The 16223-nt window shown below is 59.9% G+C and carries 15 protein-coding genes and 1 other annotated feature; of the genes, 11 read left to right on the top strand and 4 right to left on the bottom strand.

Features of this window, described 5'->3' with window-relative positions; genetic code table 11:
* Position 1 precedes the first annotated feature (1 nt).
* From F4U94_RS02545 to F4U94_RS02505, 9 genes are all read left to right on the top strand, one after another.
* Positions 2 to 3229, top strand: coding sequence for an efflux RND transporter permease subunit (locus F4U94_RS02545; RefSeq protein WP_120249342.1), 3228 nt, complete (start codon positions 2 to 4; stop codon positions 3227 to 3229).
* A 62-nt stretch (positions 3230 to 3291) separates the two neighbouring features.
* Positions 3292 to 3786 carry an SRPBCC family protein gene (locus F4U94_RS02540; RefSeq protein WP_004210793.1) on the top strand — a complete coding sequence of 165 codons (495 nt, stop codon included), beginning with the start codon at positions 3292 to 3294 and terminating at the stop codon, positions 3784 to 3786.
* Positions 3779 to 4402, top strand: a complete 624-nt coding sequence (locus tag F4U94_RS02535) for a cation efflux transmembrane domain-containing protein (RefSeq protein ID WP_010338228.1) — start codon at positions 3779 to 3781, stop codon at positions 4400 to 4402. The genes F4U94_RS02540 and F4U94_RS02535 overlap by 8 nt, the downstream gene beginning before the upstream one ends.
* A 61-nt stretch (positions 4403 to 4463) precedes the next feature.
* Positions 4464 to 4706 carry a TFIIB-type zinc ribbon-containing protein gene (locus tag F4U94_RS02530; protein ID WP_010338229.1) on the top strand — a complete coding sequence of 81 codons (243 nt, stop codon included), beginning with the start codon at positions 4464 to 4466 and terminating at the stop codon, positions 4704 to 4706.
* A 112-nt stretch (positions 4707 to 4818) separates the two neighbouring features.
* Positions 4819 to 5220, top strand: coding sequence for a hypothetical protein (locus F4U94_RS02525; RefSeq protein ID WP_232015803.1), 402 nt, complete (start codon positions 4819 to 4821; stop codon positions 5218 to 5220).
* Positions 5221 to 5269: 49 nt separating this feature from the next.
* A complete protein-coding gene (locus F4U94_RS02520; protein WP_026109590.1) occupies positions 5270 to 7756 on the top strand; it encodes a heavy metal translocating P-type ATPase in 2487 nt (828 codons plus the stop codon).
* 114 nt (positions 7757 to 7870) lie between these two features.
* The gene (locus F4U94_RS02515) at positions 7871 to 8251 is read left to right on the top strand and encodes a hypothetical protein (protein WP_232015805.1); all 381 of its coding nucleotides are present in this window, start codon (positions 7871 to 7873) and stop codon (positions 8249 to 8251) included.
* 52 nt (positions 8252 to 8303) lie between these two features.
* Entirely contained in the window at positions 8304 to 9179 is an 876-nt protein-coding gene (locus F4U94_RS02510) for a bestrophin family protein (protein WP_010338233.1), read from the top strand.
* A gap of 145 nt (positions 9180 to 9324) precedes the next feature.
* Entirely contained in the window at positions 9325 to 9948 is a 624-nt protein-coding gene (locus tag F4U94_RS02505; RefSeq protein ID WP_004210803.1) for a carbonic anhydrase, read from the top strand.
* Between the two features lie 103 nt (positions 9949 to 10051).
* Here the strand turns inward: F4U94_RS02505 and F4U94_RS02500 are convergent, their stop codons facing one another.
* On the bottom strand, positions 10052 to 10573 hold the full coding sequence (locus F4U94_RS02500) for a pPIWI-associating nuclease domain-containing protein (RefSeq protein WP_232015806.1): 522 nt from the start codon (positions 10571 to 10573) through the stop codon (positions 10052 to 10054).
* 55 nt (positions 10574 to 10628) lie between these two features.
* On the opposite strand from F4U94_RS02500, the gene F4U94_RS02495 reads away from it, so the two are divergent.
* Positions 10629 to 11857, top strand: a protein-coding gene (locus tag F4U94_RS02495; protein WP_120249343.1) for an IS3 family transposase whose coding sequence is annotated in 2 segments (ribosomal slippage) — positions 10629 to 10917 and positions 10917 to 11857 — 1230 coding nt in all. Because the reading frame shifts where the segments join, the coding sequence is not laid out codon by codon here.
* Positions 10910 to 11026, top strand: a sequence feature (AL1L pseudoknot). It overlaps the preceding gene by 117 nt.
* Before the next feature lies 1 nt (position 11858).
* On the opposite strand, the gene F4U94_RS02490 is transcribed toward F4U94_RS02495, so the two are convergent.
* The 3 genes from F4U94_RS02490 to F4U94_RS02480 all read right to left on the bottom strand — a co-directional run bounded on the left by F4U94_RS02490 (position 11859) and on the right by F4U94_RS02480 (position 14128).
* Complete coding sequence (locus tag F4U94_RS02490; RefSeq protein WP_232015808.1) at positions 11859 to 12236, bottom strand: pPIWI-associating nuclease domain-containing protein; 378 nt, start codon at positions 12234 to 12236, stop codon at positions 11859 to 11861.
* A gap of 134 nt (positions 12237 to 12370) precedes the next feature.
* Positions 12371 to 13321, bottom strand: coding sequence for a three-Cys-motif partner protein TcmP (gene tcmP, locus F4U94_RS02485; RefSeq protein ID WP_017503062.1), 951 nt, complete (start codon positions 13319 to 13321; stop codon positions 12371 to 12373).
* Between the two features lie 66 nt (positions 13322 to 13387).
* On the bottom strand, positions 13388 to 14128 hold the full coding sequence (locus tag F4U94_RS02480; RefSeq protein ID WP_017503063.1) for a DUF5131 family protein: 741 nt from the start codon (positions 14126 to 14128) through the stop codon (positions 13388 to 13390).
* Positions 14129 to 14305: 177 nt separating this feature from the next.
* Between F4U94_RS02480 and F4U94_RS02475 the strand changes: the two genes are divergently transcribed.
* Positions 14306 to 15586 (top strand): three-Cys-motif partner protein TcmP, encoded by a 1281-nt coding sequence (locus F4U94_RS02475; RefSeq protein WP_026109591.1) that lies wholly within the window; start codon positions 14306 to 14308, stop codon positions 15584 to 15586.
* The last annotated feature ends 637 nt before the right edge of the window (positions 15587 to 16223 follow it).

Raw genomic sequence — 16223 nt, 5'->3', positions numbered from 1 at the left:
GATGATCGCCCCAATCGTAACATGGGCGGTTCACAAGCGCTGGCTCGTCCTGCTGCTGACCGCCATTGCCGCCGTGATCGGCGCCGCCGCCCTGTCTCGCCTGCCTATCGACGCAGTGCCGGACATCACCAACAATCAGGTGCAGATCAACGTCCGTGCGCCCGCGCTTTCGCCCGAACTGGTCGAAAAGCAGGTGGCGTTCCCGATCGAGACTGCGCTCGCCGGCATTCCGGGCCTCGAATATAGCCGTTCGCTTAGCCGCAATGGTTTCGCGCAGGTGACGGCGGTCTTCTCCGATCAGACGGATATCTTTTTCGCCCGCCAGCAGGTCGGCGAGCGCCTGACAGGCGTGTCCGAGAACTTGCCCGATGGCGTAACGCCCGAAATGGGCCCGATCGCCACCGGTCTGGGCGAGGTCTATATGTGGACCGTCCGTCTGGAGCATCGCAAGGACGACAAGCACCAGCCGGGTGAACCCGGCATGCAGCCCGATGGCAGCTACATCACGCCGGAAGGCGAACGGCTGACGAACGACACCGACAAGGCGACCTACCTGCGTACCGCGCAGGACTGGATCGTTTCGCCGCTGCTGAAGAACACTCAGGGCTTGGCCGGCGTCGATTCGATTGGCGGCTATGCCAAGCAGTTCCTCGTCGTGCCCGACGTCCAGCGCCTGGCTTCGATGGGGATCACGCTGACGCAGCTCAGCACAGCCCTCGAACGCAACAACAACAGCGTCGGTGGCGGCTTCGTCAATCGCAATGGCGAAGGTCTGGCAGTCCGTGCGGACGCTCTTGTCCGTAACGCCGACGAACTTTCCAAGATCGTGGTGGCCACCCGGGAAGGTGTACCCATCACCCTTGGTCAGGTTGCATCTGTTCGTACCGGTCAGGCGATTCGCATGGGGTCGGCGTCCGAAAACGGAACTGAGGTCGTCGTCGGCACCGCCATCATGCGGATCGGCGAGAATAGCCGCACCGTCGCGACCGCAGTCGCCAACCGGCTGGAGGAGATCAACGCCTCACTGCCGCCAGACGTAATCGTCCAGCCTGTGCTGAACCGTACGGCGCTGGTGAACTCGACCATCAAGACGGTCGCCAAGAATCTGGGCGAAGGCGCGGTCCTTGTCATCGTGGTGCTGTTTCTGCTGCTCGGCAACTTCCGTGCCGCGCTGATCGCCGCCGTCATCATCCCGGTGACCATGATGCTGACCGGCTTTGGCATGTTGCGTGCCGGGGTGTCAGCGAACCTCATGAGCCTTGGCGCGCTCGACTTTGGCCTCATTGTCGATGGCGCCGTCATCATCGTCGAAAATGCCCTGCGACGCATGGCTGAGCATCAGCATCACGAAGGGCGTCTGCTCACCGTGAAGGAACGGCTGGATACGGTCGCTTCTGCTGCCCGGGAGATGATCAAGCCGTCGGTCTATGGCCAGGCGATCATCATCCTCGTTTATGTGCCGCTCCTCACCCTGACCGGTGTCGAGGGCAAGACCTTCGTGCCGATGGCGCTTACCGTCATCATCGCGCTGGTCTGCGCCTTCATCCTCTCCCTGACCTTTGTTCCCGCCGCGATCGCCCTGTGGCTATCCAAGCGGATCGAAGAGAAGGAAGGACGGATCATGAGCTGGCTCAAGGCCCGCTACGAACCCGGTCTCGACCGGGCGATGAAGCGGCCTGTAGTCACTGTCGGCGCTGGTGTCGGTGGTTTCGTTCTCGCGATCCTGGCCTTCATGTCGCTGGGACAGGTTTTCCTGCCGCAGCTCGATGAGGGCGACCTGTTGATCCAAGCCCTGCGTATTCCGGCGACGTCGGTGCAGCAGAGCCAGGCGATGCAGGTGCCGATCGAGCAGATGATGTCGAAGCAGCCGGAGGTGAAGTTCGTCTTCTCCAAGACCGGTACGGCCGAACTGGCATCCGACCCGATGCCGCCCAACGCCACTGATATGTTCGTCATCCTCAAGGACCGGAAGGAATGGCCGGACCCCAGCCTGAAGAAGGAGGAACTCATCTCTCGGATCGAGGGGGAACTCGCCAAATTCCCGGGCAACGCCTACGAGATCACCCAGCCGATCCAGATGCGCTTCAACGAGCTCATCGCCGGCGTGCGCGGTGATATTGCGGTCAAGGTCTTCGGGGACGACTTCAACTCGATGAACGCGACGGCGGAGAAGATCGCCAGCGTCCTGCGCCGCACGCAGGGGGCTGCCGACGTGAAAGTCGAGCAGACCACGGGCCTTCCGATGCTCGACATTCGGGTGAATCGCGACGCCATGGCCCGCCTCGGCGTTACCGCTCAGGACGTGCAGGACATCGTGAACGCAACGCTGGGCGGCCAGCAGTCGGGCATGATCTTCGAAGGCGACCGCCGTTTCCCGGTGGTGATCCGTCTTTCCGAAGATCAGCGTGGTGACATCTCGCTGCTCAGTCAGGTCCAGGTGCCGACCCCGAGCGGCCAGTTTGTTCCGCTGGCCAGCGTTGCGGATATCCGCGTCGTCGACGGTCCAAACCAGATCAGCCGTGAAAACGGCAAGCGTCGTGTCGTTGTCCAGGCGAACGTGCGTGGCCGTGACGTTGGCGGCGTGGTCGCAGATGCGCAGGCTGCCATTGGTAAGGAAGTGCGTCTTCCTCCAGGCAGCTATCTCGAATGGGGTGGCCAGTTCGAGAATCTGGCATCGGCTCAGGAACGCCTGCAACTGGTGATCCCGGCCTGCTTTGTCCTGATCCTGCTGCTCCTCTATGGAGCGTTGGGGTCGGTCCGTGATGCAGCGATCGTGTTCACCGGCGTTCCGCTCGCTCTGGTGGGTGGCGTGCTGGCCCTCTTCTTGCGGGGCATGGACTTCTCCATCTCCGCAGCGGTCGGGTTCATTGCGCTGTCCGGCATCGCGGTCTTGAACGGCCTCGTCATGGTGTCCTCCATTCAGGATCTCATGCGAACCGGCATGGAGCGCGCCGAAGCCGCTCGGGTGGGCGCGCTTCAGCGTCTGAGGCCGGTGGTCATGACGGCGCTGGTTGCGAGCCTTGGCTTCGTGCCGATGGCCCTGGGCAGTGGTGCTGGCGCCGAAGTCCAGAAGCCGCTGGCGACGGTCGTAATCGGCGGCCTGATCTCCGCGACGCTCCTGACCCTGTTCGTCCTGCCGACGCTCTATGCGCGATACGGCCGCACGACGATGGTCGAGGAGGATGATCCAGAGATCGAGGTCTCCCCGTCTGTTCAACCGCAGCACTGATGTGACGGGAGGGCAGCAACTGCCCTCCCGCCTCTTCCTGATCGAAGGAAAGGATCAGACCGATGAGAGAGGAAACCATATTCAGTCCTCAGATCTCGCGTTTGCGGGCGTGGACGCTGTTGGCCGACCTCAATCGCTATGAAGCATGGCATCCCCACTATCGCTTTGGCGCGGGGGTCGTCGAACTTGGGAACAAGATCGACATGACCTGGACGCTGATGGGCAAGCAGGCATCGCTGGAAGCCAGAATTGTAGCCAATGATAAGCCCGATATCATCCGCTGGAGAGCAGCCACATTGCCGCTTTTCAGCATCGAAGAGGGGTATGAAATTTATGAGGATGAAACCGGTCTGCATGTCCGGCACAGCTTCGAATGCAAGGGCATCCTTGGATTGTTGGCACGCCCGCTAGCCACAGGCCTTCGCCGTCAAATGAGAACGCAGGATGCGAGTTTCATGGCGGCGGTGAAGCGCACGATCCGCGCAGTCTCTCCAGCCAATCGCCACAAGCGGCGCTCGCTCAGCGTGATCAAGGGCAGGGGGAAGAGCGATGGATGAAGCAACGAGCGGCGTCAATCAGCGCTTGGAGCGTAACACGCTCTGGATCGTGCTGATCCTCAACGTCCTCATATCTGCAGCCTTCTTCATCGTTGGCTTTACTGGAGATTCCAGCGCTCTCATCGCCAATGGCGTCGACAATCTGTCGGATGCGCTCGTTTATGCGCTGAGCCTTGTAGCCCTGAGCCGAGGCGTCACGTGGAAGAGCCGAGCGGCAATGTTCTCAGGCTCCATGCTGCTGGTCTTCGCAGTCGGCATCCTCATCGACGTCGGTCGTCGATATGTCTACGGCAGCGAGCCCATTGGCACGGCCATGATGGCGATGTCGGCTGTGGCAGCCATCGTAAACTTCATCTGCCTAAGGCTGCTGCAACGGCTTGAGCAGCCCGACGTCAACATGCGCGCAGCTACAACCTTTAGCTTCAACGACTTCATTTCGAATGGCGGCATTTTGATCGCCGGCGTGCTGGTTTGGTGGCTCGGCACAAACTGGCCGGATCTTCTCGTCGGCGTCGCCACTGCGCTGATCGCCATCAAGGGCGGGGTCGAGATCCTGAAGGATGCTCGTAGCGAAATTCGGGAGGCCAAGGGCCGCCCAGAAATCAAGGAGGCCTGAAATGACAACTCGTACTTCTCCGCAAGGACTTCCCTGTCCGGTCTGCAAGGTCGACCTGCTCATGAGCGAGCGGCAGGGCATCGAGATCGACTATTGCCCTCAATGTCGTGGCGTCTGGCTCGACCGCGGTGAACTCGACAAGATCATCGAACGCAGCATCAGCGAAACTCAGCCGACCGAACGGCGTGAAGGCACGCTTGGTGTGTTCGGCTCAAAGCATGGAAGCGATCGTGGCGACAGCCACGGATCTCGGGGCGGCCACCATGGTCGTCGCAAGGGCTTCCTGCGCGATCTCTTCGACTGACAACCAGCTTGGCCGCCGCACCTACCCCCTGTGTGCGAGAACGGCCCGCGTCATGGGCGGCATCCCTCGCCGCCCATGACGACAGTTTCTTCCTCCTGATCCGGGAAACAACATGCGCCTGAAACAATATCGTTTGAGCCGTCTCTCCCTGACCGTAGGAGGCCTGATGCTCAGCCTGATGGGATGTCAGCAGAATGGTGGCGGCGATGAAAGCCGTCATGATCGCAATTCCATTCCCACGCTCGTTGGGGAGCATCTCTACGCATGTGAGGATGGAACGCAGCTGGACGGCGATTTCCTGGTCGATGGGCTGACCCTCGATCTGGCGATCCTGCCGAACCAGAAGCCGATCCGTCTGACTGCGCCCGACACGGGCCTGACCTATGTCGGCGATAAGCTCAATGTCAGCCTGACCGGCGTCGACACGTTGAAGCTAGTACGCGCCGATCAAAAACCGCTGATCTGCAGGAGAACCCGGACGATCAGCAAGCAGGGACGCCTGCATCCACCCTGATGGCAACTGTTTTTACCGAAGATAGCGTGTCCCAACCAGGATGATGGTCATGATTCAAAAACTCCGCCTTGATGTCCCCCTGCTGCTCCCCGAAGTCACCGACACGGCTGATGGCTGCGTTTCGCGCCTGATATCCTTGATCGAAAGCCGTCCCGGTGTTTCTGAAGTGCATGTCACGAAGGAACCAGCCGGCACACTGCCGCAGCTGTGCATCCACTATGATCCGGACGCGATCTCTCTTCCTCGTATCCGGGAGCTGGCGAAGGCGGCGGGGACGCAGATCGCAGAGCGCATCGGCCATGCGGTGTGGGAGGTCGACGGCATTGGCCATCAAAGGCGTGCCAGGTCTATTGGCGAAACGCTTCGCGCGCTGCCAGGCGTGCTCGAAGCCGAGGCCATTCTTCCCGGGACGGTGCGGGTTGAGTTTGATCGCACGATCACGTCGGAGGATGGCATTCTCACGGGGCTTCGCGATGCCGGTGTAACACCCAAGGCACTCGCGGCTTCCGGAAAGAAGCCCGTGGCGCACGACCACGACAAGGATCACGATCACCCGGCTGTCGAGAAGCACGACCACGATCATGGGCATGGCGGACTGCTTGGGCCCAACACCGAGCTGATCTTCGCTCTTGCCTGCGGCGGCGCGCTGGGGGTGGGCTACCTCATCGAGACGTTCGTGACGGCCCCCGCCTGGGTGCCGTTCGCTCTCTTCATCGCGGCTTATGTGTTCGGCGGCTTCTACACCGTGCGTGAGGCTATCGAAAATCTGCGCCAGAAGCGCTTCGAGATCGATACACTGATGCTGGTGGCAGCCGCTGGTGCGGCGGCGCTAGGCGCTTGGGCCGAAGGTGCCTTGTTGCTGTTTCTCTTCAGTTTGGGGCATGCACTCGAGCATTACGCCATGGGCCGCGCCAAGCGTGCGATCGAAGCTCTGGCCGAGTTGGCGCCGCGAACGGCCACCGTTCGGCGCATGGATGGTGGCTCCAGTGTCGTGCCGGTCGAGGAACTGGTCCTTGGTGATGTCGTCATCATCAAGCCGGACGAGCGCATCGCCGCCGATGGCTTCGTCATCAAGGGCAATTCTGCGGTCAATCAAGCGCCTGTCACTGGCGAAAGCATCCCGGTCGACAAGGAGCCGGTCGAAAGCGCGGACTCTGCTCGGGCCAATCCTGATCGCGTCGCTGCAGCCAGCAGGGTCTTCGCCGGCACGATCAACGGCAGCGGCCTCATCGAGATCGAAGTCACGCGCCTATCGAACGAGAGCACGCTCGCCAAGGTCGTGAAGATGGTCAGCGAGGCGGAGACGCAGAAGTCGCCGACCCAGCGGTTCACTGATCGCTTCGAGCGCTTCTTCGTGCCTGCCGTTCTTGTCTTGGCATTCCTGCTTCTATTCGCATGGGTCGTCGTCGATGAGCCATTCCGCGACAGTTTCTATAGGGCGATGGCCGTCCTTGTGGCCGCCAGCCCCTGCGCGCTGGCCATCGCGACGCCGAGCGCCGTGCTGTCGGGTGTCGCCCGTGCCGCGCGGGGCGGCGTCCTGGTAAAGGGCGGTGCGCCGCTCGAATTGCTGGGATCGCTCGATGCCATCGCGTTCGACAAGACCGGCACGCTGACGATGGGCGAGCCACGCATCCAGCAGATCATCCCGGCGCCTGGCGTCACCAAGGAAGAACTGATGGCGCTGGCGGTGGCTGTAGAAAGCCTCAGCGACCATCCCTTGGCCCAGGCAATTGCGCGTGATGGGCGCGAGCATATTGGCGATCATCCAGTTCCGGAGGCCGAAAATCTGAAGAGCCTCACGGGTCGCGGCATCTCGGCTCTTGTCGGTGAGGATGAAGTTCTCATCGGCAAGGCCGAGATGTTCGGCAGCGACGGCATAGCCCCGCTGTCCGGCGAGATGGATACCGCGATCAAGACGCTCCGGGAGGCAGGACAGACCAGCATGGTCGTGCGCAGCGGCTCCCGGGATATGGGGGCTATCGGTCTTCTGGATACGCCGCGCGAAGCAGCCCGCGCGGCGCTGGAACGCCTGCGCGAGATCGGCATCAAGCGGATGATCATGATCTCGGGCGATCACCAGCGGGTGGCTGATGCCATAGGCAAGCAGGTCGGGATCGATGAAGCCTGGGGCGATCTTATGCCCGAAGACAAGGTCGAGGCCATCAAGAAGCTGAGGGCCGAGACAAAGGTCGCGATGGTCGGTGATGGCGTGAACGATGCGCCCGCCATGGCGACAGCGACCGTCGGGATTGCGATGGGCGCAGCCGGCTCGGATGTCGCGCTGGAAACCGCCGACGTGGCGCTGATGGCAGACAACCTGTCGCATCTGCCGTTCGCTGTCGGTCTCAGCCGGAGCACGCGCTGGGTTATCCGGCAGAATGTGTTCGTCAGCCTGGGTGTCGTCGCCTTCCTCGTTCCGGCGACCATCCTGGGTCTTGGTATCGGACCGGCTGTCGCCCTTCACGAAGGATCGACGCTGTTGGTGGTTATCAACGCGCTGCGGCTTCTGGCGTATCGAGATCCGGTCCGTGTCTAAGCAGGACGCGGACCACCATCGAGAAGCGACGTGAGGATCGGAAGATTCGACGCCATCTTCGTCGGGACAGGCATACTGATATGCGTCGCTCTCGCTGTGGTGGGAGTGTGGGCGATGTCCGGCGTACTGCACGCACCACTTAATGATCCTCCCGCCACGAAGCGTGTGCATTTTACGATCCAGCCGGGCGAAACGCAGCGCGTAGCAGCCTATGTGGCCGGGGAGGGGACCGTACGGTTCGTAAGCGAGAGCCGCGGCGCGAAGGTCCGCTATCGCCTTCGCCTGGAAGATGGGCACCAAGGGTCCATTCTTGCCGATACGATTGCTTCGGGCATTCAGCGGGGGGAGTTACGTCCGCAGCATGGCAGCCTGTACGAATGGTCTTGGAACAACCTATCGCCTGGGCCGGTGCATGTTGGCTTCTTTGCCGAGGGCAACTTCGACATCCTGAACCGAACAGGCGCTCGTCAGCCTGAATCCTTGGTGGCCCCCTGATTTTAAGAATTGGGCGCTACGCCTCTCACATCATAGATAATGGAGCACCGCGATGATCGTCGGAGCGCGTCCCCGCCTGCAGCAGATCATACTCGAAATCTGGAAGCCACTGACCATCCTGTTTGCCTGGGATGTGGCAGTCACCATCTTCCACCGGTTCATGCCAATCAAGGAGCCTGCGCTGCCAGTCGCGCTGTTCGGCACGGCCATAGCTTTGTTTCTCGGCTTCAGGACGAACGCCGCTTACGCCCGCTGGTGGGAGGCGCGCACCTTATGGGGCGCTTTGATCAACGCCTCGCGCAGCATGGCCCGTTTGTGTCGCAATGTATTGCCGGCTGGCCCGGAAGCGGAAGCTATTGTGCTGCGGCAGATCTCTTTCGCGCACGCGATGCGGTGCCGGCTGCGGGGGCAGGATCCGACAGAGGATATTAAGCGGCTGGCGGGCAAGGAGGCCGCCGAAGTGGCTGCCGAGCGTACGAACCGCCCCAATGCGTTGCTCGAGGACATGTCTCGGATCGTGTCTGGAGCGCGGACTGACGGGAAGATCGACACCATCCAGCAGTCCCTGTTCGAACGAGTGATGATCGATATCGCCAATGCCCAAGGGGGCATGGAGCGCATCAAGAATACGCCGCTGCCCAATGGCTTTGAGTTCATGCCGAACTTCTTCACGCGGCTGTTCTGCGTGCTGTTGCCGATCTCGTTGGTGGAGACGTTGGATCTCTACACACCGATCGGATCGACCCTGATCGGGATGATCTTCCTGGCTGCGTTGCGGATCGGGCAGGATCTGACGGACCCGTTTGCCAACACCGTCCATGACGTGCCGCTATCGACGATGTGTCGGACGATCGAGATCGATCTTCTGGAGTCCCTAGGGCGGAAGGGGCCTGGGCCACTTCCTCCTGTGGCGGGAACGCAGTGGTAGAGTAGGGGATCAAAGGCCGGACGTAGCCGTTACACCCTTCAACAGGCCGTAAAGGGGCGGAAATCAATCGTTACGATCGAGTTGGGCGCCGGCGACAGGCGGTTCCTATCTGCCTTGCGCGCCCATTCATTTAAAGGAGTATGAAGTGGCAACAGCAAGCGTAATCAGCACGCAACCGACCCCGGACGAGGCCCTGCAGCGTCTGGTCGACGGCAATGAGGCATTCGTGGCCGATGCGCCGGTGCCGGCCGACTTGTCACGCGAGCGGCGACTGGCGCTCGCAGAAGGTCAGCAGCCGTTCGCGACGCTGGTGGGCTGTTCGGACTCTCGCGTTGGCCCAGAACAGCTGTTTGGCGCCGGCCTCGGCGAACTGTTCATTGTCCGGACTGCCGGTAACAACGTGGACACCGCCGGCATGGGGTCCATCGAATATTCGGTGGCCGTGCTGAAGGTGCCGCTCATCGTCGTGTTGGGGCATGAGAAGTGCGGCGCCGTTGCGGCTGCAGCCGACGTCGTGACGAAGGATACACGGTTTCCGGGTAGCATTGCTCGTATGATCGAGCCGATCGTACCGGCCGTCTTGGCAGCTCAGCGCAATGTCGGCGAAGACAAGCTGGTCGATACCGCGGTCGAGGAAAACGTCCGGCGTATGGTCGAACGCCTGCAGAAGTTCTCAGAGCCGATGCTGATCGAACCGCAGGAGCGTGGCGAGTTGAAGGTCGTGGGCGCCGTGTACGAACTGTCGACCGGCCGGGTTCGCTGGCTCTAAAAGCGCAGGCCTTCCCGACGGACATAATCAGAGTTTGGCTGGTTATGTCCGTCGGGAGTGCGCGGATATCATGGCGGTGATAGTCGCCCTTTGATGCTGAGCGTCATTTGTAGAAGCTGCTTGTGTCGACTTTTACTCGCACGTCTGACGCGGTCACCGTCAGCGGGTCGCTGATGGGAAGTTCGATTTCTGCCTCATAAGGATATTCGTCAGTGTCGCGGGAGCCGATATCGTTCGCAACATCAGATCCTGAGCCATATTGCAGTTCGACCACAACGGATCCGGTCACCTCGTAGTAGATCGTGTTGGCATCCATGTCGGTGACCACGATTTCGTCGACCCAGTGATGGTCAATTGCGGTGTGGGTAGACAGCTCATCGAGCTCCTGGATTGCTTCCCCAATCATCTTCTCGAACACGGCGGTCTGCATCGCTCCTGCGACTGCCTCTTCGATAAAGTCCCGGCTCTCTTCAGCCGCATCCAGTAGGGCGTTGATTCCGTCGAGAACTTCGCTGAAAATCCGCCTGATTTTTGAACCGTCGGCTAGGATGGTGTTTGGGCGGACATGTGTAGAGCGGTTTAGCGCATTCACCATTTCAATCAATTCGTCGGCATGGGGCTTCACCTTGAACCGCCCCGGGTTTGCCGGAGGCTCCAACTCCTGAGAAGGTGGAGCCTGTATGAGCAAGACAACGAACAAGTTTGCGCCGGAAGTCCGCGAGCGCGCGGTGCGTATGGTGATCGATCACGAACGTGATTACCCCTCTCGCTGGGCAGCGGTGGTTTCGATTGCGGAGAAGATCGGCTGCGTTCCGCAGACGCTGCATGAGTGGGTGAAGAAGGCTGAGGTCGACAGCGGCAAGCGCGCGGGCGTCCCGACCGAGGTAGCCGACAAGATGAAGGCACTGGAGCGCGAGGTCCGCGAGCTGCGACAGGCCAATGAGATCCTGCGCAAGGCATCGGCATATTTTGCCCAGGCGGAGCTCGACCGCCCGTTCCGGCGATGATCGCCTTCATCGACGATCACCGCGATGCCTATGGGGTCGAGCCGATCTGCCGTGTCCTGCCGATCGCCCCATCCACTTACCACGAGCGCGTCGCAAAGCGGCAGGATCCGACACGCCTGTCGGCGCGGGCGCAGCGGGACGTCGCCCTGAAGCCCGAGGTCGCGCGCGTATTCGCCGAGAACTTCGCGGTCTACGGCGTGCGCAAGGTCTGGCGGCAGATGATGCGGGAAGGCTTTCCGGTCGCCCGCTGCACAGTCGCGCGGTTGATGCGGGAGATGGGCTTGGCAGGGGTGATCCGGGGCAAGCCGGTGCGCACAACTATCAGTGACAAGGCGGCGCCATGCCCTCTCGATCACGTCAACCGCAAGTTCTACGCGCCAGCGCCGAACATGCTGTGGGTGTCGGACTTCACCTACGTCGCGACCTGGGCGGGGTTCGTCTACGTTGCCTTCGTCATCGATACCTATGCTCGGCGGATTGTAGGTTGGCGGGCCAGCAGAACGGCCCATGCCAGCTTCGTGCTCGATGCTCTGGAACAGGCGCTTCACGATCGTCGGCCGGCCCATCGGGGCGGCCTCATCCATCATAGCGATCGCGGGTCGCAATACGTCTCCATCAAGTACACCGAGCGTCTCGCCGAAGCCGGGATAGAACCCTCAGTCGGCAGCGTCGGCGATAGCTATGACAACGCTTTGGCCGAGACGATCAATGGCCTTTACAAGGCTGAGGTGATCCACAGGCGTGGACCATGGCGCAGCTTCGAAGCAGTCGAATATGCCACGCTCGAATGGGTCGACTGGTTCAACCATCGTCGGCTGCTGGAGTCCATCGGCAACATCCCTCCTGCCGAAGCCGAAGAACAATATTATGCTGCCGCGGCCAACATCGATATGGCAGCGTGACTCACAACCCAATGCCTCCGGCAGACCCGGTGCGGTTCACCTCGAACTTCAGTATGTCCTTTACGAATTGGTCTGAAAGGCCGGCCTTGATGATGTAATTCGCCCGTTGCCTCCTCGTCACTGTATCGGTGTCTGGTGCTTGCACGAACCAGACGCATGCGCGGACATCTTCGTCAGGTGACAGTTTGTGGATGATATGACCGATCGCTTCGCGCAGGCCGGCTGCTACGAAGTTTCCACGGATTGGGTTGCTCTTGCTCTTCCCTACTTTGATGCAGCCTTTGAAGACTGTTTTCAGGAATTTGTCCCGATCGAAACGCTTTGCGAGAGCGCGTGACGCTTCGCTGATCTCGCGCCAGGTAGCAATCTCATTTGTCATTATTATTCCATTTCAACATCATATTTTGATATTTCTGTCCAAGTTTCGATCTTGAGTTGGCCGGACTTCACTCAGTGCCCTTAGGCAGACGACATCGAAACGCTAGCTGGACTGATGCGGGATGGTGCTTGTCGTCACCGGGACGAAGGCAAGGTTCGTCCACCAAACTTTTTAATCTGAGCAGCGACGCCCCTCTTGATCAGCGACACTGCCCGTTCGTTGGGGTTTCCGCTGAGCAGGAACAATGAGAACTGGCGCAGCTTATGTCGGGTCAAGATCGGGATCGGCTCGGACACGAAACTGAAGATGGTCCGTAGGCGTTCGGCCGCGAATTTTTCTACCTTGTCAGGGTCGGCACTTCGGTTGGGCGTTGATGTGGCCGCAAAGTCGAAGAGGTCCGAAGGCTTGGGGGTGTACTTGTAGAAGTGCTGCTCCCAATCGGGGGTGCCGAAAACCTCATTCAGCGATGCCCTTTTTCCAGCGTCGAGAGCCGCATGGTCGTGGCTCAACTGCCGAAGAGCAGCGTGAAGCGGAAAGAGATACCATACGTCGGCACGCTGAGTGTTGGCGAGGTATCTTAGCGTGTCCCATCGAACAGACATGCCGTAGGGGTCGAGGAATACGACGGCGCGCTGAAGTCCGCTCCGGCCCGGCTGCGTCCAAGGGCCATTGGAGAAAACCTTGCGCAGTTCGTCGTTGGCATCCCCAGGGACGCATCGGATGTCGCGGTTCGGGAAGTCGGATTTCACCCGCTCAAGGGCGGCGAAGCGCTGCGGATCCTTCTCGATGAATACGAAGTGCCGGAAGGGCGGATCAATGGCTATCGCACGACGTGCAGATCCCTCCAGACGGACGCGCTCCATGACGCCTGGTTCTGGGCTAAAAAGCCCAACCGACTTGCTTTCGATGGTGCGGTCACCTGTCCCGGCGAATGCATCGATGTACCATGTTTCAAACGGGTTGGTCGGAGATGGGCTCGATTGAAGCGCCCGGGTGTAAAAGTTAAGGTAATCGGAAACGGCGTTGAGTTTGATCTCGGTCCAGCCGCCACCAAAGGTATGTTCAGCTCTTTCCACATCGGCCATGTCGGGTTTGTCTCGGTTAGGCCTCAGCGGCACCGTTGATCTTGTCTGGTGGGGATATGCCCGTTGTTAAGCGGCGCGCGAGGCTACGGGAACCGGCAGCTCGTTCCATTCGCGCCCGTCGAGATCACGGCCGCCGGTCTTTGGCCGGATGCCGCCCCATTGTTTGAAGAAGAACGCGACGCCTTGTTCGGCGCATAGGTCGCGAATTTCACGCGCCCATTCGATTGCCATCGGCCGCGCGCCCGGCCCACTTTCGCCGCCCGCAATAACCCAGTGAATGCCCGTGAGATCAACTTTTCCGACTGAACCGATCAGCGGTTCTACGGAAAGGAAGCGGACGCCAGCAGGTGCATCTCGCAGATGCGTAATACGAGCGCTGGATTTGCTGTCTTCGACCGACACACCGAGCCAAATGTGAGCCGGTGGTGTGGCATCACGGTAGCGCCGCTTGAGATAGCTGCGCATCAGCGAACTACGTTTCGTCAACACTTGGAAGACGTGCCAATCCGCCTTTTCCATCGTATCGAAGACCTGATCGATGAAGGTGCGGGGCACCTCCTTGTGGAATAGGTCGCTCATCGAATTGACGAAGATCATCCGGGACCGCTTCCAAGCGAGCGGTTGCGCTAGCCGTTCAGGCCGAAGGGTGAGGTCGAAGCCATGTTCGAAAGGATGACCTGGGATGCCGCGCCACCGTTCAGAGAAGCGGGCGGCATAGCAATTGTCGCAGCCGGCAGTAATCTTCGTACAACCCGTCACCGGATTCCACGTCGCATCTGTCCACTCGATTGCACTGCCGTCGGCCATAGTAACGCGCCCCTAGAACGTACCATGAATCTTGGCATATCGCGAATCGTGGGGCAACGAGTTTCGGTGCCAAAACTGGAAAATATGAGCAAAATGAATGAGAAGGGGATAGACAGTTGCTGTAAGTATTACTCATAACTTGTCTATGGCGGCAGGGCGCCAGCGAGGCATCAGTCCATGGCAGGTAATCTGGGTTACGATTGGATCGTGGGCGGTAGTCTGCCCGAACTCGGTCGCCACAGTGCGGCAAAGCATGAGATATTCGATGCCTATGTTGGGGCGTACATTCGTACATTGACGAAGAGTCATCGCACCCGTGCTCTCAACCTCACTATCGTTGATGGGTTCTGCGGTGGCGGTCGCTATACGCTTGATGGCGGTCAGGTTGATGGGTCTCCACTTCGAATGTTGGCTGCAGTGGACCGGGTTCGGGCTGAGGTTGCAGCGGCACGGACACGTGGCATTGCGATCAATGTCGACTTTGTCTTCGTCGATGCGAATCGTAACCATATCGATTTTCTACGGGATCTTCTGGAAAGCGAGGGCCACGGCTCTCGGATCGGGCGGGACATCCATATCATCACGTCGAAGTTTGAAGAGGTAGCTGGGGATGTGATCGCACGCATCCAGGCAAGAGGGCGGGCGCATCGATCCTTGTTCTTCCTGGATCAATACGGATGGAGTTCAGTCACATTCGCTACAATCCGCAAGATCATGGCAGCCCTTCAGAACCCGGAAGTGGTGCTGACCTTCATGGTAGACCATCTGGTAAATCTGCTGAACGACAGGATGATCGACACCGCAGGCTTAGCGGCGGTTGATCTCGGTCGTAGTGATGTCCAGGACATGCTGCAAATGAAGCAGATGCGGGGTTGGAAGCGCTTCATCCAAAACACGCTCTACGAGCATATCCAGCGGAACACTGGTGCCGATTATTACACGCCGTTTTTCATCCACCCCGAAGGTGGATCTAATCGGGATTACTGGCTCCTGCACCTGTCGAAGCACCATTCGGCTCGAGAAGAAATGGGCAAGATCCACTGGGGAATGGAAAACACGTTCGAGCATTTCGGTCGGGCGGGCTTTAACTCGCTTGGCTTTAATCCAAGCGAGGATGTGCGGAAGGATATGCTGGACTTCGGCTTCAACGACAACGCGCGAACGAGGTCGGAGAACGCCGTTGTCGACCAACTCGCCAGGATGCTTCACGCACGGGCTGTTGCCGGGAAGGGGCCGCTGACCAAGAAAGAACTGTTCGCATCCCATTGCAACGAGGCGCCGGTAATCGGTGAGATCGTGGATGCAGCGCTGGCCGAACTACGCAAGGCGCAGGATGTGATTATCACTGGCAAGGATGGGGCGTTGCGACGGTCGGTGAAGACGTTCGCTTGGGATGACGAGATCAAGGTGTCTCGGGAGCCTGGCCTTTTCTCTGTGTTCGATCAAAGAGCAGCGTGACAGGTCAATTATTTCAGATGCCGTATGTCAGCTACCAGATCCTTTTGTAGGTTGTTCCTTTGAGGCTGGTGAGCTTGGGGTCTCTAGGCATCAGGTCGATGCATCGCTGGAGCGATGGGATATCGGTAGCGAAATCGATGGGCCTCACATTGCCAAGTTCGGGGTTTGGCGTAGATACAAAAACCGCGCTGTCATCCTTTGATTCAAACAAGCGGGATGCCATGGCAATGAGAATTTGGTAACAAGACACCCGCTGACGCATCAGAGCGTAAGATGCACAACGACGATGTGTGTTTTGGCGGAAGGGCTGTGGGCCGCCGCCTTCCGCGTCGGGCTTATTGTATTGCTGAGCTCGTTTCCTTCTGAGCCACGACTCTTCGATACCTAGTAGGCGTTGGACGGGCCATCCGCCGGAAATCATGTTCTCGATAGCATCTATGTCTGCGAGGAGCCGCGCATAGGGGACTCCTCCTTCCATGCAGATATGACGCGGTGTTGTGCCGTTAGATGGTATCGCTCCGGTGAGGGCCGCCTTGCGGTGATCGGCTGATATTTCGAGATGGCACCGGTGCAAGCGCCGGTGTTTGCACCGATACTAGGAACGGTGCGATGACTCAGATCACGGTAATTTCAGGCC

Origin of the sequence: Sphingobium limneticum, from assembly GCF_008710155.1 — a bacterium.
Classification (GTDB): domain Bacteria; phylum Pseudomonadota; class Alphaproteobacteria; order Sphingomonadales; family Sphingomonadaceae; genus Sphingobium; species Sphingobium limneticum.
Note: the sequence above shows the minus strand (reverse complement) of the source record. Positions and strands in the feature narration are given on the sequence as shown.